The following is a 16064-nucleotide window of genomic DNA, read 5'->3' as shown; positions in this document are numbered from 1 at the left end:
TGAATTTCAATGTCAGGCGCCGCGCGCAGGCGGGTATTACTGCGATAAGTCTGGCCGTGGTAGCCATTGCGCATAAAAAAAGCCGGGTTCGCATCGCGGCGACCCGGCTCGTTTCAGACTGACGACCAGCTTATACCACCATCCCCAACAGCAGGCAGCCAATCAAACCGCACACTGAGATGATGGTTTCCAGCATCGACCATGACTTGATAGTCTCGCCAATGGTCAGGTTGAAATATTCCTTAAACAGCCAGAATCCCGGATCGTTAACGTGAGAGAAGATAACGCTACCGGAGCCAACGGCGATAACCATCAGTTCCGGGCTCACGCCGGTGGTGGCGATCAGCGGCGCGGCGATACCGCCCGCGGTAATGGCCGCAACGGTGGCGGAACCCAGCGCGATACGCAGTACCGCAGCAATAGACCAGGCCATAAACAGCGGAGACATATTGGATTCGTGCATGATAGACGCAATGTACTTATCCATGCCGCTATCGACCAGCACCTGCTTGAAGGCGCCGCCGCCGCCGATGATCAGCAGCATCATGGCGATAATTTTGATCGAGGAGGTCAGCGTATCGTTAATCTGCTCCATGGAACGACCGCGGTTGAGGCCGAAAGTGAACATGGCGATCAGCACTGCGATCAGCGTTGCCATCACCGGGTCGCCAAAGAATTCCGCAATCGGCAGGAAAGCGTGGCCTTTCGGCAGCACCATTTCGGCGACGGCGCGCATGGCCATCAGAATCACCGGCACCAGAGAAGTCCAGACGCTGACGCCAAAACCCGGCATCTCTTCTTCAGTGAACGTCTTCGGGTTGTGCAGGCCTTCCGGAATCGGCTTATCGATGCCTTTCAGGAAACGTGCGTAAACCGGTCCCGCAAGAATAACCGTCGGAATCGCCAGAATCGTACCGAACAGCAGGGTCTTACCCATGTCGGCATGGAAAATAGTAGCAATCGCGGTCGGGCCCGGATGCGGAGGCAGGAATCCGTGCGTGACCGAGAGCGCAGCCGCCATCGGTACGCCGATATAGAGTAGCGGAATACCGGCGGAAGCAGCGATGGTAAAGACCAGCGGCAGCATCAGTACAAAGCCGACTTCATAGAACAGCGCAAAGCCGACGGTAAAGCCGGTCAGCACGACCGCCCATTGAATATGTTTTTTACCAAATTTGGCAATCAGCGTGGTGGCGATACGCTGCGCACCGCCGCAGTCCGCCAGCATTTTTCCGAGCATCGCGCCGAAGCCCATGATCAGCGCGAGGCTGCCGAGGGTTCCCCCAACGCCGTTTTTGATGGATACGATAACTTTATCCAGCGGCATACCCTGCATAAGCCCGACGGCAAGCGCCACCAGAACCAGAGCGATAAACCCGTTAAGCTTGAAACGGATCATCAGCAACAATAACAGGGCAACCCCGATAGCAACGATGACTAATGGCATGATTTACCTGGCCTTAATTTGTTATGGGTAACGTCATAGTTTCAACATTGACTTCATCCGTTCCGACCGGAACAAAAAATGTCTGACGCCGTAGAAGCTGGCTTTATCCTTACCCAGAGAAAGGATAGCTGGCTATTTTTTTATCTGTGGCGCCTGATGCGAATGATACGGGTAACATGACGAGTTTGAGAATCACCTGGGCGGTGAAAATTTCAAATATGAGACTTAAGTCATACTCTTTCCCGGGTTTCTGGCGGGTCGCTTAGCGGGGAATGTTGCGCGGTAACATGAAGAGAGTTGCCCGGCAGCGGAAAGCTGCCGGGCGGGGAATCAGTAGTAAGAGTGCTCGCCGCGCTGATGCTCGGTGAGATCGCGTACGCCTTTCAGTTCCGGGAACTCGTTCAACATCTGTTTCTCGATCCCTTCTTTCAGCGTTACGTCGACCATCGAACAGCCGTTACAGCCGCCGCCAAACTGCAGAATCGCCAGGCCATCATCGGTGATTTCCATCAGCGTGACGCGCCCGCCGTGGCCGGCCAGCTGCGGGTTAATCTGCGACTGCAGCAGATACTCGACGCGCTCCATCAGCGGGGCATCGTCAGAAACTTTGCGCATTTTGGCGTTGGGCGCTTTCAGCGTCAGCTGGGAGCCCAGCTGGTCAGTAACAAAATCGATTTCAGCGTCTTCCAGGTACGGCGCGCTAAGCTCATCGACGTAGGCGGTGAGCTGCTCAAATTTCAGCGCAGTATCGGAATCTTCCACCGCATCCGGTGGGCAGTAGGACACGCCGCACTCGGCGTTAGGGGTGCCGGGATTGATCACAAATACGCGAATTTGTGTCCCTTCTTCCTGATTTGCCAGCAGTTTGGCAAAGTGCGCTTGTGCAGCATCGGAAATACGGATCATAGCGTTGGCCTAATAGTTGACTATTTTACTGGGTTATTATACGCCCATCAGCAGGGGTCTACAAGGTACGGCATATACACCATACCTGAACCGTCGCGGCGCCGTTTCGCAAAAGCAGGCGGGATATCTCAGCGACGGTGCTTCCGGTTGTGACGACATCATCCACAATGGCGATATGGTGCCCCTGTAGCGACAATTCAAGCTGGAAGGCGTTTTTCAGGTTCTGTTTGCGCAATCTGGCGCTGAGCTGATGCTGAGTGGCGGTGCGGCGTCTGCGGGTCAGCGCATCGCTACGCCAGGCGCAGCCCAGCCAGCGGGATAGCGGTCGGCACAGCAGGTCGCTCTGATTAAACCCTCTCCTCCACTGGCGGCGCTGCCAGAGCGGCACGCTAATTATCCGGTCCGGATGAGGAAGGTCCGGGCTGTGACGTATGCGCATCAGCAGCAGACGCGCCAGAGCGGGCGCCAGCTCGGGCCGCTTATTGAATTTCAGCTGGTGAATCAGGCCGCTCAGCGGCGGTCGATAGTCATTAACCGTTACCAGCCGCTGCCACGGCGGCGGTTTTTGCAGGCAGCGTCCGCAGGGCAGCGTGTTGGACTGGGCCGGCAGTCCGCACTGAGGGCATAGCGGTTCGCAGGCCAGCAGCGCCGACGCGCATCGCGAACAGATCCCCCAGCGGGCGATGGCCAGCGGCATTTGGCATAGCCAGCATAAGCTGTGTGCTGTTAGCATATTTCCCCTCATATTGGTGGAAAGAGAACAGTAACTGATGAACGCGATCGAGTGGCAGACCATGGGCGAAGGGAATTGTCATCTTGTGCTGCTGCACGGATGGGGGCTGAATGCCCAGGTGTGGGATTGCATCACGCCGCAGCTGAGCTCGCATTTTACGCTGCACCTCGTCGATCTTCCTGGCTACGGCCGCAGCGGCGGCTTTGGCGCTCTGTCGCAGGAAGAGATGGCGCAGCGGGTGCTGGAGAAAGCGCCGGAGCGCGCTATCTGGCTAGGCTGGAGCCTCGGCGGGCTGGTAGCAAGTCAGGTAGCATTATCCCATCCCGATCGCGTGCAGGCGCTGGTTACCGTGGCTTCTTCCCCCTGTTTTAGCGCTCACGACAGCTGGCCTGGCATCAAGCCCGAAGTGCTGAGCGGATTCCAGCAGCAGCTGAGCGAAGATTTTCAACGCACCGTCGAACGCTTTCTGGCGCTGCAAACCATGGGTACCGAGAGCGCACGCCAGGATGCGAGAATGCTGAAAAGCGCGGTGCTGTCGCTACCGATGCCATCATCGGAAGTCTTAAACGGCGGGCTGGAGATCCTCAAAACCGCCGACTTACGCCAGCCGTTATCTACCCTCAAAATGCCGTTTTTGCGCCTGTACGGTCGGCTGGATGGCCTGGTACCGCGTAAAATCGTCCCGATTCTCGACGCCATGTGGCCCGGCAGCACGTCGTTCGTCTTTGATAAAGCCGCCCATGCGCCGTTCATTTCGCATCCGCAGGCGTTTTGCGCTCAACTGGTCGAACTGAAGCGTGAGGTCAGTAAATATTTTTAGCGGGACGTGGTAAAAACGCAGGGTGCAGCAATACTTAGGTTGTTGCGGAGGTTGACTATTTCACGCCGGACCCGCGACCTAAAAAAACAACCTAATGGAGAGTAGAGGCTATGAAACTTGTTACAGGAATTGTTGCATCTCTGGTGATTGGCTCCCTGTCCTTTGGCGCGTTCGCCGCCAAGGAGATCCAAAAAGACGAAGTGGCTAAGATGAACCTGACTAAAATCGGTTCCATTACGACCTCAAGAACAACCTCTCCGATGGATGCAAAGCGCGATCTGTCGAAAAAAGCGGATGAGCTGGGCGGCACTTATTTCGTGGTAATTGCCGGCGAGAAGAACGAAAAAACGGTTCACGCTAACGCGGACGTCTACAAGTAAGCCAGAAAGCGGGTCTCACGACCCGCTTGCACCCGAGGGCGCAGAGGCTTCCCCGGAGGCGGCGCGTTGCGCCTGTCCGGGCTACCAAACCCAAAACCGCACAAACTCGTAGCCCGGACAGATGCGCAGCATCGCCTCCGGAAAAAACACCGGAAAACATCTCAGCGCAGCGACCACCACTCCCGCAGGCAGGCCTTGCCTTCCGGGCAGCTTTTACAGCTGCCGGAGAGGCAGCCATCGGCATCTTCGGTGGTTTTCACCGCTTTACCCATTGCTTCCAGGCGGCCCAGCATGGCGTCGATTAACGGCTGCGGCGCACGCAGGCGGGCGCTGATCTGCTTTGCTTCCATCCTTCCCTGCAGGGCGAGCATATCGCGAACTTCAATTAACGACGCCATCATCGCTCCTTAGTGGCAATCGCCAGCAGGACTCTGGCAGCAGGAAGACGGCGTTTTGCGCGTCGCCAGCAGCGAAACGTCCACCCGGCTACGCGCTCTGCGCAGCAGGCCAAAGACCACGATATTGAACAGCACCACCGCCAGAATGCATACCAGGCTGTAGCGCGGATGCTGGCTAAAGCTGACGGTCTGGTAGTACAGCGTAGAGAGCGAATAAGCGATATTCAGCCCCCACAGGACGGAGAACATCATCCAGCCGCGGCTCGACTCGCGGGCAATCGCCCCCATAACCGAGATGCAGGGAATATAGAGCAGGACGAAAATCAGGTAGCTATACGCCGCCGCAGCGCTGCCGAATTTGCTGCCCATCACGCCCATCGCACCGGTTTCCATTTCGCCGTCGCCTTTACTGGCTTCGATGGGGTTGGCCAGCACGCTCAGGCTGAACGTATCTTTCAGGCTCTGCCAGGTCTCGTCCACTGCAGCCAGCAGCTCATCGCCGAGGCTAAACGTCTGCGGATTGAACTCTTCGTTCTGGATATCTTCGGCGGTGTAGAGGGTGTTCAGCGTCCCTACCACGACTTCCTTGGCCATCGCGCCGGTGAACAGTCCGACGGTCGCCTGCCAGTTATCCTCATGTACGCCAATCGGTTTAAACACCGGGGTAATCACCCGGCTGACCGACGCCAGCGCCGAGTCGTTGATGTTATCGACAATCTTACCGCTCAGCGAGAAGCTGTTCAGCGCGCTGAGGAAGATACTAACGATAACGATCACTTTACCCGCGCGCAGCACGAAACCTTTCAGGCGCTGCCAGGTCTGAATAATCAGGCTCTTCACGTGCGGAACGTGGTACACCGGCAGCTCCATGACGAACGGCGAAGCTTCGCCGCGCATAATGGTATGCTTCAGCATAAGACCGGTGGCAATCGCCATCACGATACCCAGCACGTACAGCGAGAAGACCGCCAGCGCGCCATTCTGGCCGAAAAAGGCGGCGGCAAAGACGGCAAAAATCGCCAGCCGCGCGCCGCAGGACATAAACGGCGCCATCATAATGGTCATCAGACGCTCACGCGGCGCATCAAGCGTACGCGCGCCCATCACCGAAGGAACGTTACAGCCAAAACCCACGATTAACGGCACGAAGGATTTCCCCGGCAACCCCAGCGCCTGCATCAGGCGGTCCATCACAAACGCCGCCCGCGCCATATAGCCGGAATCTTCAAGGAAGGAGAGGAACAGATACATCATGCCGATTTGCGGCACCAGCGGCAGCACGGTATTGATCCCCCCGCCAATCCCCTGGGCGAGGAAAACGGTCAGCCAGTCCGGGAAATGCAGGGTATAGCCAATCCACTGAATGCCGTGGATAAAGATCGCCACGGAACCGGCGTCGAAAATGGGCTGCAACGCGCCGCCGATATTGATCGCCAGTAAGAACATCAGATACATAACGAACAGGAAGACCGGCAGTCCGAGAAAACGGTTGAGGATGACTTTATCCATCGCTGCGGTAAAGCGGCTGGGCTCGGCGGTAAGCGTGTTACTGACCGCATCGCAAATAGCAGCAATGCTTTGGTAACGGGCATCGGCGATATGCAGCGCGGGATCATCCAGCTCTTCGCTCAGGTGCGCCAGGGCCACGTCCAGCTTATGGGCGGCATCACCGGCGTAGGCGCGGCTGTAAATATCGCCTTCAAGCATCTGTAAGCCCAGCCACCGACGCTGGCGCTGCGGGATCTCCCCGGACATCACCTGCGCCAGCTTGTCCGCTTCGCGCAGCAGCGGCTGCGGATAGTGCACCAGTTCTACAGGCTGATTTTGCTGATGGCGATCGATCGCCATTTTCAGGGCTTCAATACCGCGTCCGCGGGTGGAAACCAGCGGGATAACCGGGCACCCGAGGCGGGCGGCCAGCGCGTCGACATCGATACGGATGTTCTGTTTTTCCGCGATATCGAGCATGTTCAGCGCGACGACGCAGGGGATGCCCAGCTCCAGCAGCTGCAGCGTCAGATAGAGGTTACGTTCCAGATTGGACGCATCGACCACGTTAATCAGCATGTCGGCGTCGCCGCTGAGAATATAGTGGCAGGCAATCTGCTCATCCAGCGAGGTTTGCGAGGAGATAGTGGTTAGCGAATAGGTGCCCGGAAGATCCACCAGCGTGACCTGATGATCGGTGGTGTTGAAGCCCCCCTCTTTACGCTCAACGGTCACCCCCGCCCAGTTACCAACGCGCTGGCGCGCACCGGTGAGCTGGTTAAACAGGGTAGTCTTACCGGAATTAGGATTACCAATTAAACCAAGGGTTAATTTTTTCATATTCATGCTCTTAGTGCCGGTCAGGCATTATTGTGCAACCGCTTCCAGCTCAATTAACGCAAGATCCTTTTTACGTAATACCAGGCTCACGCGTCGGGTTTCAATATGGATAGGGTCGCCGAGCGGCGCCACGCGAACCACATTAAAAGATGAACCCGGCAGCATTCCGAGGGACAGCAGTTTCTGCCGATACGCCGGACTAATATCGCGGGAGAAACCAATGATTTTCCACGCACTATCAGGTGTGAATTGCATAGGACCTACTTGTGTATCGCCAACTGAAAAAGAGTTTTCCGTACGCGCCGAAGATGCGGCGCAAGGGACCGTAGCCAACGAAGAATAAAAAATATTCAATGCAAATAATGATAATGAGAATAGTTTTTATCATCAATACATATAATGCGGTCGATTGTTTTTTTAAACAGGAGATTGAGCTTTTGTTGATATTGAGCAAACTCTATTTTGTAACAGGTGTCGAAATAATAATAATTCTTAATGACCAAATGTTTAATTAAGGTTTCGATAGTTAACGAAATGAAAATAATAATCTCACCGTCCGCATTTCGCGCTTATTACGACGTTATAAGAAAATACTGATGCTTGTTTGCACAATATGGCGAATGCCGGAAGAAATGCGGCCCCTCGACAAAAGGGGCCGGAGAGTTTAGCGTTTTTTACCCATCGCCGCCGCCAGCGCGTCCATCATCGCGCTGTTGCCCGCAGGCTGCGTCTCACGACCGCGAGGTTTAGCAGCCTTCGCCGCCGGGCGGTTGCCATGAGGGCGATCGTTCCCACCGCCGCGGCGCGCGTTGCTGTCGCCGGGCTGTTCATCCAGACGCATCGTCAGCGCGATACGCTTGCGCGGCAGATCAACTTCCATCACTTTGACCTTCACGATATCCCCCGCTTTCACCACCGTATGCGGGTCTTCAACGAACTTGTTCGAAAGGGAAGAGATATGCACCAGGCCGTCCTGGTGAACGCCGATATCAACAAACGCGCCGAAGTTGGTGACGTTGGTCACCGCGCCTTCGAGGATCATCCCCGGCAGCAGGTCGTTCATCGTTTCTACGCCATCGGCAAACTGGGCGGTTTTAAACTCCGGGCGCGGGTCGCGGCCCGGTTTTTCCAGCTCTTTGATGATGTCGGTGACCGTCGGCACGCCGAATTTCTCATCAGTAAAATCAACGGCTTTCAGATGACGTAGCTCGCTGCTGTTGCCCATCAAATCTTTCAGCGCCTGCTGAGTCGCCGCCAGAATGCGCTCCACCACCGGGTACGCTTCCGGGTGCACGGTTGAGGCATCCAGCGGGTTATCGCCATGGTTGATACGCAGGAAGCCCGCGCACTGTTCAAAGGCCTTCGGCCCCAGACGGCTAACCTTCAGAAGCTGCTGGCGGTTCTGGAACTGACCGTTCTCATCGCGCCAGGAGACGATATTCTGCGCCATCATGCGGGTCAGGCCGGCAACGCGGGTGAGCAGCGGAACGGATGCGGTATTCAGATCGACGCCAACGGCGTTCACGCAGTCTTCCACCACCGCGTCCAGCTTACGCGCCAGCTGGGTCTGGCTGACGTCATGCTGATACTGGCCGACGCCGATGGATTTCGGGTCGATCTTCACCAGTTCGGCCAACGGGTCCTGGAGCCGGCGGGCGATAGAGACCGCGCCGCGCAGGGAAACGTCGAGGTCCGGGAACTCCTGCGCCGCCAGCTCGGAGGCGGAATACACGGATGCGCCCGCTTCGCTGACGATGACCTTCTGCGCGGTCACTTTCGGGAACTGCTTCTGGACGTCGAGGAAGAAGCGCTCGGTTTCACGCGAAGCGGTACCGTTGCCTATCGCTACCAGCTCAACGTTGTACTTTTCGCACAGTGCGGCAACCGCTACCGCCGCTTTGGCGGCCTGTCCGGTATGCGGGTAGATGGTATCGGTAGCCACCAGTTTGCCGGTGCCGTCAACGACGGCGACTTTTACGCCGGTGCGCAGGCCAGGATCGAGCCCCATGGTGGCGCGTAGTCCGGCCGGCGCGGCCATCAGCAGGTCGTGCAGGTTGCGGGCAAAGACGTTAATGGCTTCGTCTTCCGCGCGTTCGCGCACGGTGCCCATCAGCTCGGTTTCCAGGTGCATCAGCACCTTGATACGCCACGTCCAGCTCACCACGCCCTTACGCCAGCCGTCGGCCGGAGCGTTATTCAGGCGCAGGCCGAGATGGTCGATAATAATCTGCTCGCCGTGGCTCTCTTTCGGCGGCTCATCAAACTGCGGGTCAGCGTTCAAAGAGAGCTGCAGCACGCCTTCGTTACGGCCGCGGAACATCGCCAGCGCGCGGTGCGACGGCACGGTGGAGATCGGTTCATGGTGATCGAAGTAGTCACGGAATTTCGCGCCTTCCTCTTCTTTGCCGCTAACGACGGTGGCCACCAGATGGGCGTTTTTCCACAGATAGTCGCGCACTTTCGCCAGCAGGCCCGCATCTTCAGCAAAGCGCTCCATCAGAATATAGCGCGCGCCATCGAGGGCAGCTTTGCTGTCCGCGATGCCTTTATCAGCGTCGATATATTTGGCAGCTTCGGTTTCCGGGTCATGAGAGGGCTCGTTCCACAGCAGCTCGGCCAGCGGCTCCAGCCCGGCCTCAATGGCGATCTGCCCGCGAGTGCGGCGCTTCGGCTTGTACGGCAGATAGAGGTCTTCGAGCTCGGTCTTACTCAGCGTCCCGTTGATGGCTTTTTCCAGCGCCTCGGTCAGCTTGCCCTGCTCGCCGATGGACTTCAGGATCGCCTGACGACGGTCTTCGAGTTCTCGCAGGTAACCCAGGCGGGTTTCCAGATTACGCAGCTGCGTGTCATCCAGACCGCCGGTGACTTCTTTACGATAGCGTGCGATAAACGGCACGGTATTCCCTTCATCAAGCAGGCGAACGGCAGCTTCTACCTGTTCAGCCCTGGCCTGAAGTTCACCCGCAATAATGCGGCAGAGCGAATCATTCATCATCGGTTTAATTCATCTTTAGGATCAAAAATCAGGGGGATAGTTATACGGACTGGCACGCTAAAATGCCAGCCGCGACCCAAGCCTCTCGGAATGTTCCGCACCTATTTAGCTTTGACGTATTCAATTTCGTTCACGTACCAGGCAGCCTCGCCCGCGGGCGTGTTAACGATAGCTAAATCGCCGACCTCTTTTTTCAGCAGCGCGCGCGCCATTGGCGAATCAATGGAGATGTAGTCATTGCGGCCAAAGATTTCATCGTAGCCGACAATCCGAAAGCGCTTCGTCTCGCCCGCATCGTTTTCAATCTCTACCCAGGCGCCGAAAAAGACCTTTCCTTCCTGCTGCGGCGAATAATCGACGATTTTCAGCTGTTCGAGGCATTTGGTCAGATAGCGCACCCGGCGGTCGATTTCACGCAGGCGCTTTTTATTGTACTGATAGTCGGCGTTTTCGCTGCGGTCGCCAAGGCTCGCCGCCCAGGTCACTTTTTTAGTGACTTCCGGACGTTCTTCGCGCCACAGGGTATCCATCTCTTTCTTCAGTTTTTCATACCCTTCACGGGTGATCAGCGGCGTTTTCATCGAAGGTTACGGCTCCTGATTACAAATCTTTGTGCAATGCTGCGCACAATTCGTCGCGCGTCATAATAGCAACAGGATAAATAATGCGTCTTATGCTTAAATGTATACTTAAGCTGCTGTTAAATATGCTTTGTAACAATTTAGCCTGGAATATATACCAGATTTCGCTGGTGGGCGACCCGGGCTTTTTTGAGAATACGTACTGACAATTGCAGTGAACCTTTGGGAGTATAAACAATGCAAGAGAATTATAAGATTCTGGTTGTCGATGACGACATGCGCCTGCGTGCGCTACTCGAACGTTATCTGACCGAGCAGGGCTTCCAGGTTCGTAGCGTGGCGAACGCTGAACAGATGGATCGCCTGCTGACCCGTGAATCCTTCCACCTGATGGTGCTGGATCTTATGCTGCCGGGCGAAGATGGCTTGTCCATTTGCCGCCGCCTGCGCAGTCAGAGCAACCCGATGCCGATCATCATGGTCACGGCGAAAGGGGAAGAAGTTGACCGAATCGTGGGCCTGGAAATCGGCGCCGACGACTATATCCCAAAACCGTTCAACCCGCGCGAGCTGCTGGCCCGTATCCGCGCCGTGCTGCGCCGTCAGGCCAACGAACTGCCGGGCGCGCCCTCGCAGGAAGAGGCGGTTATCGCCTTTGGTAAATTCAAGCTGAACCTCGGCACCCGCGAAATGTTCCGTGAAGATGAACCCATGCCGCTGACCAGCGGTGAATTCGCGGTGCTAAAAGCGCTGGTGAGCCATCCGCGCGAACCGCTGTCCCGCGATAAGCTGATGAACCTCGCCCGCGGCCGTGAGTATTCAGCCATGGAGCGTTCCATCGACGTACAAATCTCACGCCTGCGCCGCATGGTGGAAGAAGATCCGGCGCATCCTCGCTATATCCAGACCGTATGGGGCCTGGGCTACGTTTTCGTCCCGGACGGCTCTAAGGCATGAAACGCGTGCGCTTTTCGCCGCGAAGCTCGTTTGCCCGTACCCTGCTACTGATCGTCACCCTGCTGTTCGCCAGCCTGGTGACGACCTATTTAGTGGTGCTGAATTTCGCGATCCTGCCCAGTCTCCAGCAGTTTAATAAGGTTCTGGCCTACGAAGTGCGTATGCTGATGACCGATAAACTGCAGCTGGAAGACGGCACCCAGTTGGTGGTTCCGCCGGCGTTTCGCCGCGAAATTTACCGCGAGCTGGGCATTTCGCTCTATTCCAACGAAGCGGCGGAAGACGCAGGCCTGCGCTGGGCGCAGCATTATGAATTCTTAAGCCAGCAGATGGCGCACCAGCTCGGCGGGCCGACCGAAGTGCGGGTTGAGGTCAACAAAAGCTCCCCCGTGGTGTGGCTGAAAACCTGGCTCTCCCCCAATATCTGGGTGCGCGTACCGCTGACCGAAATCCACCAGGGCGACTTCTCGCCGCTGTTCCGCTACACCCTGGCGATCATGCTGCTGGCGATTGGCGGCGCCTGGCTCTTTATTCGTATACAGAACCGACCGCTGGTCGATCTGGAGCACGCCGCGCTGCAGGTCGGGCGAGGGATTATCCCTCCGCCGCTGCGCGAATACGGCGCATCAGAGGTGCGTTCGGTGACACGTGCCTTTAACCATATGGCCGCAGGCGTTAAGCAACTGGCGGACGACCGTACGCTGCTGATGGCCGGGGTGAGCCACGATTTACGGACTCCGCTCACGCGTATCCGTCTGGCGACGGAAATGATGGGTGAAGAGGACGGCTACCTCGCCGAGTCGATTAATAAAGATATCGAAGAGTGCAACGCCATTATCGAGCAGTTTATCGACTATCTGCGCACCGGTCAGGAGATGCCGGTGGAGCTGGTGGACCTGAATGCGGTGCTGGGCGAAGTGATTGCGGCGGAGAGCGGCTATGAGCGGGAAATCGCTACCGATCTGCAGCCGGGAGAGATCCCGCTGCGCGTGCATCCGCTCTCCATCAAGCGCGCGCTGGCGAATATGGTGGTCAACGCCGCCCGCTACGGCAACGGCTGGATCAAGGTCAGCAGCGGCAGCGAAGGTAACCGGGCCTGGTTCCAGGTCGAAGACGATGGACCGGGAATCAAGCCGGAGCAGCGCGAACATCTGTTCCAGCCTTTCGTTCGCGGTGACAGCGCCCGAACGATTAGCGGAACCGGCCTTGGGCTGGCTATCGTTCAGCGCATCATCGATAACCATAACGGCAAGCTGGAACTTGGCTCCAGCGAACGCGGCGGATTATTAATTCGCGCCTGGCTGCCGGTGCCGATGCATCGCGCCCTGCCGGCGGTAAAACCCACAAAAGAGAGCTAATTCCGCAATCATCAGCTGGCTGCGGGCCGGTAGCCCGGACAGGTGCGCCAGCACCGCCTCCGGGGAGTCGCTTCTCACACAACACCAGCAGGAATTAAAACAGCACGGTACCGCAGCGGTAATCCAGGCGGATCTGCGGTAAACTATCGGTTATCTTGTTTAATTCCCGGAATCACCGCATCCATGCTCAGTTATCGCCACAGCTTTCACGCAGGCAACCACGCCGACGTTCTAAAACACACCGTTCAGAGCCTGATCATTGAATCGCTCAAAGAGAAAGAAAAACCGTTTCTCTATCTGGACACCCACGCCGGCGCTGGCCGCTATCAGCTGAGCAGCGAACATGCCGAGCGCACCGGTGAGTATCTCGAAGGTATCGCCCGCATCTGGCAGCAGGATGACCTGCCCGCCGAGCTGGAGCCGTATATCTCCGTGGTCCAGCACTTCAACCGTAGCGGCCAGCTGCGCTACTACCCCGGCTCTCCGCTGATTGCCCGCCAGCTGCTGCGCGAGCAGGATAGCCTGCAAATGACAGAACTGCATCCCAGCGATTTTCCGCTGCTGCGCGCGGAGTTTCAGAAAGACGACCGCGCCCGGGTTGAAAAAACCGATGGCTATCAGCAGCTGAAATCTAAGCTGCCGCCGGTATCTCGTCGTGGCCTGGTGCTAATCGACCCGCCTTATGAAATCAAAAGTGACTACCAGGCGGTGGTCACCGGAATTCATGAAGGCTACAAACGCTTTGCTACCGGCACCTACGCGCTGTGGTATCCGGTCGTACTGCGTGCGCAGATTAAGCGCATGATCAAAGAGTTAGAGGCCACCGGCATTCGCAAAATTCTGCAAATCGAGCTGGCGGTGCGTCCGGATAGCGACCAGCGCGGGATGACCGCCTCCGGGATGATCGTCATCAACCCGCCGTGGAAGCTGGAGCAGCAGATGAACAACGTTCTGCCCTGGCTACATAAAAAGCTGGTGCCGACCGGTATCGGCCATGCCACCGTCAGCTGGATCGTGCCTGAGTAACAATCACAGCAATCGGTGGAACCTGGTGATTTCAGGTATACAATCGCGCCAATCAGACATTAAGGATAAGACTCATGAGCAAGCATTATGACTATATCGCCATTGGCGGCGGCAGCGGCGGTATCGCCTCCATTAACCGTGCCGCTATGTACGGCCAAAAGTGTGCGCTGATTGAAGCCAAAGACCTGGGCGGCACCTGCGTGAACGTCGGCTGCGTACCGAAGAAAGTGATGTGGCATGCGGCGCAGATCCGTGAAGCCATCCATCTGTATGGCCCGGATTACGGTTTTGATACCACAATTAATCACTTCGACTGGGATAAGCTGGTCGCCAGCCGTAGCGCCTATATCGATCGTATCCACACCTCTTACGATAACGTGCTGGGCAAAAACAAGGTCGATGTCATTAAAGGCTTCGCCCGTTTTGTCGATGCGAAAACCGTCGAAGTTAACGGCGAGACGATAACCGCCGACCATATTCTGATCGCCACCGGCGGCCGTCCGAGCCATCCGAGCATTCCCGGCGTCGAGTACGGTATTGATTCCGATGGTTTCTTCGAACTGCCGGCGCTGCCGAAGCGCGTTGCGGTAGTCGGCGCGGGCTATATCGCCGTTGAGCTGGCGGGCGTGATTAACGGACTGGGCGCGGAGACCCATCTGTTCGTGCGTAAACACGCGCCGCTGCGTAGCTTCGATCCGCTGATCGTTGAAACGCTGGTTGAGGTGATGAACGCCGAAGGCCCACAGCTGCATACCCATGCCATTCCGAAAGCGGTAGTGAAGAACGCCGACGGCAGCCTGACCCTGGAGCTGGAAGATGGCCGCAGCCAGACCGTGGACTGCCTGATTTGGGCGATCGGTCGCGAACCGGCAACCGATAACTTCAATCTTGCTGCTACCGGAGTGGAAACCACCGATAAAGGCTATATCGTCGTCGATAAATTCCAGAATACCAACGTTCCGGGTATTTACGCCGTCGGCGATAATACCGGTGCCGTCGAGCTGACTCCGGTCGCCGTTGCCGCCGGCCGCCGTCTCTCCGAGCGTCTGTTTAACAACAAGCCGGACGAACATCTGGACTACAGCAACATCCCGACCGTGGTATTCAGCCATCCGCCAATCGGTACCGTCGGTTTAACCGAGCCGCAGGCGCGCGAGCAGTACGGCGATGAGGCGGTAAAAGTGTATAAATCCTCTTTCACCGCCATGTATACCGCCGTCACTTCACACCGCCAGCCGTGCCGCATGAAGCTGGTCTGCTTCGGCCCGGAAGAGAAAATTGTCGGCATTCACGGTATCGGCTTCGGTATGGATGAAATGCTGCAGGGCTTCGCGGTGGCGCTGAAGATGGGCGCAACCAAGAAAGACTTCGACAATACCGTGGCGATCCACCCAACCGCAGCGGAAGAGTTTGTGACGATGCGGTAACACGCGCACCGTACATGAAAAAGAAGCTCTCCGGAGCTTCTTTTTTTATCTTTACGCCACGCCGTTATTGCCGTGGCGCTTAAACGCCGGGCGCTGATTCAGCGCCATATACCAGCGCTCCACTTCGGCCATTTCCGGATGCGCGAACGGCGTCATTTTCCAGCGATGCACCGACAGTCCCAGGACGATATCCGCGAGCGTAAACTGGCTGCCGGCAACCCATGCCCCGGTTTGCTGAAGCTGCGCATTGAGGATCTGCACGCAGCGGGTCCAGGCGACAATGCTCTCTTTGATAGCCGTCGGTTCCTGAAAACGCGGGTCCTTGCGCACCAGTCCCATAAAGGCGTAGCGCCAGGCAGTATTGAATTCCGTTGCCTGCCAGTCCATCCAGCGCTCAACCTCGGCGGCAGCCTGCGGCGCCGTGGGGAGCAGGTCTTCCCGCCCGGCTTTGCGCGCCAGATAGCGGCAGATGCTGTTTGACTCCCACAGCACAAAATCGCCATCCAGCAGCACCGGGACCAGGCTATTCGGATTAAGGGCGCGAAACGCCGGAGTCTCGATGGACTGGAACCCGCTACCGTAATCCTCCTGCTGATATGCTATTCCCGCTTCTTCACAGGTCCACAGTACCTTACGCACGTTAATTGATGAGCGTTTGCCCAGTATTTTTATCATTGTCAGCAATTCCTCAATCAAAAGAGATGGTTG

The 16064-nt window shown here is 57.0% G+C and carries 15 protein-coding genes; 6 read left to right on the top strand and 9 right to left on the bottom strand.

Features of this window, described 5'->3' with window-relative positions; translation table 11 throughout:
• Nucleotides 1-130: 130 nt before the first annotated feature.
• From gntT to gntX, 3 genes are all read right to left on the bottom strand, one after another.
• A complete protein-coding gene (gene gntT, locus KO1_RS07395) occupies nucleotides 131-1447 on the bottom strand; it encodes a gluconate transporter (protein ID WP_004106658.1) in 1317 nt (438 codons plus the stop codon).
• Nucleotides 1448-1777: 330 nt separating this feature from the next.
• The gene (gene nfuA / locus KO1_RS07390) at nucleotides 1778-2353 is read right to left on the bottom strand and encodes a Fe-S biogenesis protein NfuA (protein WP_004106660.1); all 576 of its coding nucleotides are present in this window, start codon (nucleotides 2351-2353) and stop codon (nucleotides 1778-1780) included.
• A gap of 58 nt (nucleotides 2354-2411) precedes the next feature.
• Nucleotides 2412-3086 carry a DNA utilization protein GntX gene (gene gntX, locus KO1_RS07385; RefSeq protein ID WP_004106662.1) on the bottom strand — a complete coding sequence of 225 codons (675 nt, stop codon included), beginning with the start codon at nucleotides 3084-3086 and terminating at the stop codon, nucleotides 2412-2414.
• A 37-nt stretch (nucleotides 3087-3123) separates the two neighbouring features.
• On the opposite strand from gntX, the gene bioH reads away from it, so the two are divergent.
• Nucleotides 3124-3906 carry a pimeloyl-ACP methyl ester esterase BioH gene (bioH, locus tag KO1_RS07380; RefSeq protein ID WP_004106664.1) on the top strand — a complete coding sequence of 261 codons (783 nt, stop codon included), beginning with the start codon at nucleotides 3124-3126 and terminating at the stop codon, nucleotides 3904-3906.
• A 110-nt stretch (nucleotides 3907-4016) separates the two neighbouring features.
• The gene (locus tag KO1_RS07375) at nucleotides 4017-4286 is read left to right on the top strand and encodes a YdgH/BhsA/McbA-like domain containing protein (RefSeq protein WP_004106665.1); all 270 of its coding nucleotides are present in this window, start codon (nucleotides 4017-4019) and stop codon (nucleotides 4284-4286) included.
• 161 nt (nucleotides 4287-4447) lie between these two features.
• Here the strand turns inward: KO1_RS07375 and feoC are convergent, their stop codons facing one another.
• From feoC to greB, 5 genes are all read right to left on the bottom strand, one after another.
• Complete coding sequence (feoC, locus tag KO1_RS07370) at nucleotides 4448-4684, bottom strand: [Fe-S]-dependent transcriptional repressor FeoC (protein ID WP_004106668.1); 237 nt, start codon at nucleotides 4682-4684, stop codon at nucleotides 4448-4450.
• A gap of 9 nt (nucleotides 4685-4693) precedes the next feature.
• Nucleotides 4694-7012 carry a Fe(2+) transporter permease subunit FeoB gene (feoB, locus tag KO1_RS07365; RefSeq protein ID WP_004106670.1) on the bottom strand — a complete coding sequence of 773 codons (2319 nt, stop codon included), beginning with the start codon at nucleotides 7010-7012 and terminating at the stop codon, nucleotides 4694-4696.
• Nucleotides 7013-7039: 27 nt separating this feature from the next.
• On the bottom strand, nucleotides 7040-7267 hold the full coding sequence (gene feoA / locus KO1_RS07360) for a ferrous iron transporter A (protein WP_004106673.1): 228 nt from the start codon (nucleotides 7265-7267) through the stop codon (nucleotides 7040-7042).
• A 409-nt stretch (nucleotides 7268-7676) separates the two neighbouring features.
• A complete protein-coding gene (locus KO1_RS07355) occupies nucleotides 7677-10007 on the bottom strand; it encodes a Tex family protein (RefSeq protein WP_024274794.1) in 2331 nt (776 codons plus the stop codon).
• Nucleotides 10008-10108: 101 nt separating this feature from the next.
• Nucleotides 10109-10588 (bottom strand): transcription elongation factor GreB, encoded by a 480-nt coding sequence (greB, locus tag KO1_RS07350; protein ID WP_004106676.1) that lies wholly within the window; start codon nucleotides 10586-10588, stop codon nucleotides 10109-10111.
• Nucleotides 10589-10825: 237 nt separating this feature from the next.
• Here greB and ompR point away from each other — a divergent pair, with 237 nt between their 5' ends.
• From ompR to gorA, 4 genes are all read left to right on the top strand, one after another.
• Nucleotides 10826-11545 (top strand): osmolarity response regulator transcription factor OmpR, encoded by a 720-nt coding sequence (ompR, locus tag KO1_RS07345; RefSeq protein ID WP_001157751.1) that lies wholly within the window; start codon nucleotides 10826-10828, stop codon nucleotides 11543-11545.
• Nucleotides 11542-12903, top strand: a complete 1362-nt coding sequence (gene envZ / locus KO1_RS07340; protein ID WP_004106678.1) for a two-component system sensor histidine kinase EnvZ — start codon at nucleotides 11542-11544, stop codon at nucleotides 12901-12903. The genes ompR and envZ overlap by 4 nt, the downstream gene beginning before the upstream one ends.
• 183 nt (nucleotides 12904-13086) lie before the next feature.
• Entirely contained in the window at nucleotides 13087-13929 is an 843-nt protein-coding gene (locus tag KO1_RS07335) for a 23S rRNA (adenine(2030)-N(6))-methyltransferase RlmJ (RefSeq protein ID WP_017145277.1), read from the top strand.
• Nucleotides 13930-14003: 74 nt separating this feature from the next.
• On the top strand, nucleotides 14004-15356 hold the full coding sequence (gene gorA, locus KO1_RS07330; RefSeq protein WP_047720536.1) for a glutathione-disulfide reductase: 1353 nt from the start codon (nucleotides 14004-14006) through the stop codon (nucleotides 15354-15356).
• 51 nt (nucleotides 15357-15407) lie between these two features.
• Here the strand turns inward: gorA and KO1_RS07325 are convergent, their stop codons facing one another.
• A complete protein-coding gene (locus KO1_RS07325; protein ID WP_004106681.1) occupies nucleotides 15408-16031 on the bottom strand; it encodes a glutathione S-transferase family protein in 624 nt (207 codons plus the stop codon).
• Nucleotides 16032-16064: the final 33 nt, after the last annotated feature.

It is taken from the genome of Klebsiella oxytoca NBRC 105695 (assembly GCF_001598695.1).
Taxonomy (GTDB): domain Bacteria; phylum Pseudomonadota; class Gammaproteobacteria; order Enterobacterales; family Enterobacteriaceae; genus Klebsiella; species Klebsiella oxytoca.
Note: the sequence above shows the minus strand (reverse complement) of the source record. Positions and strands in the feature narration are given on the sequence as shown.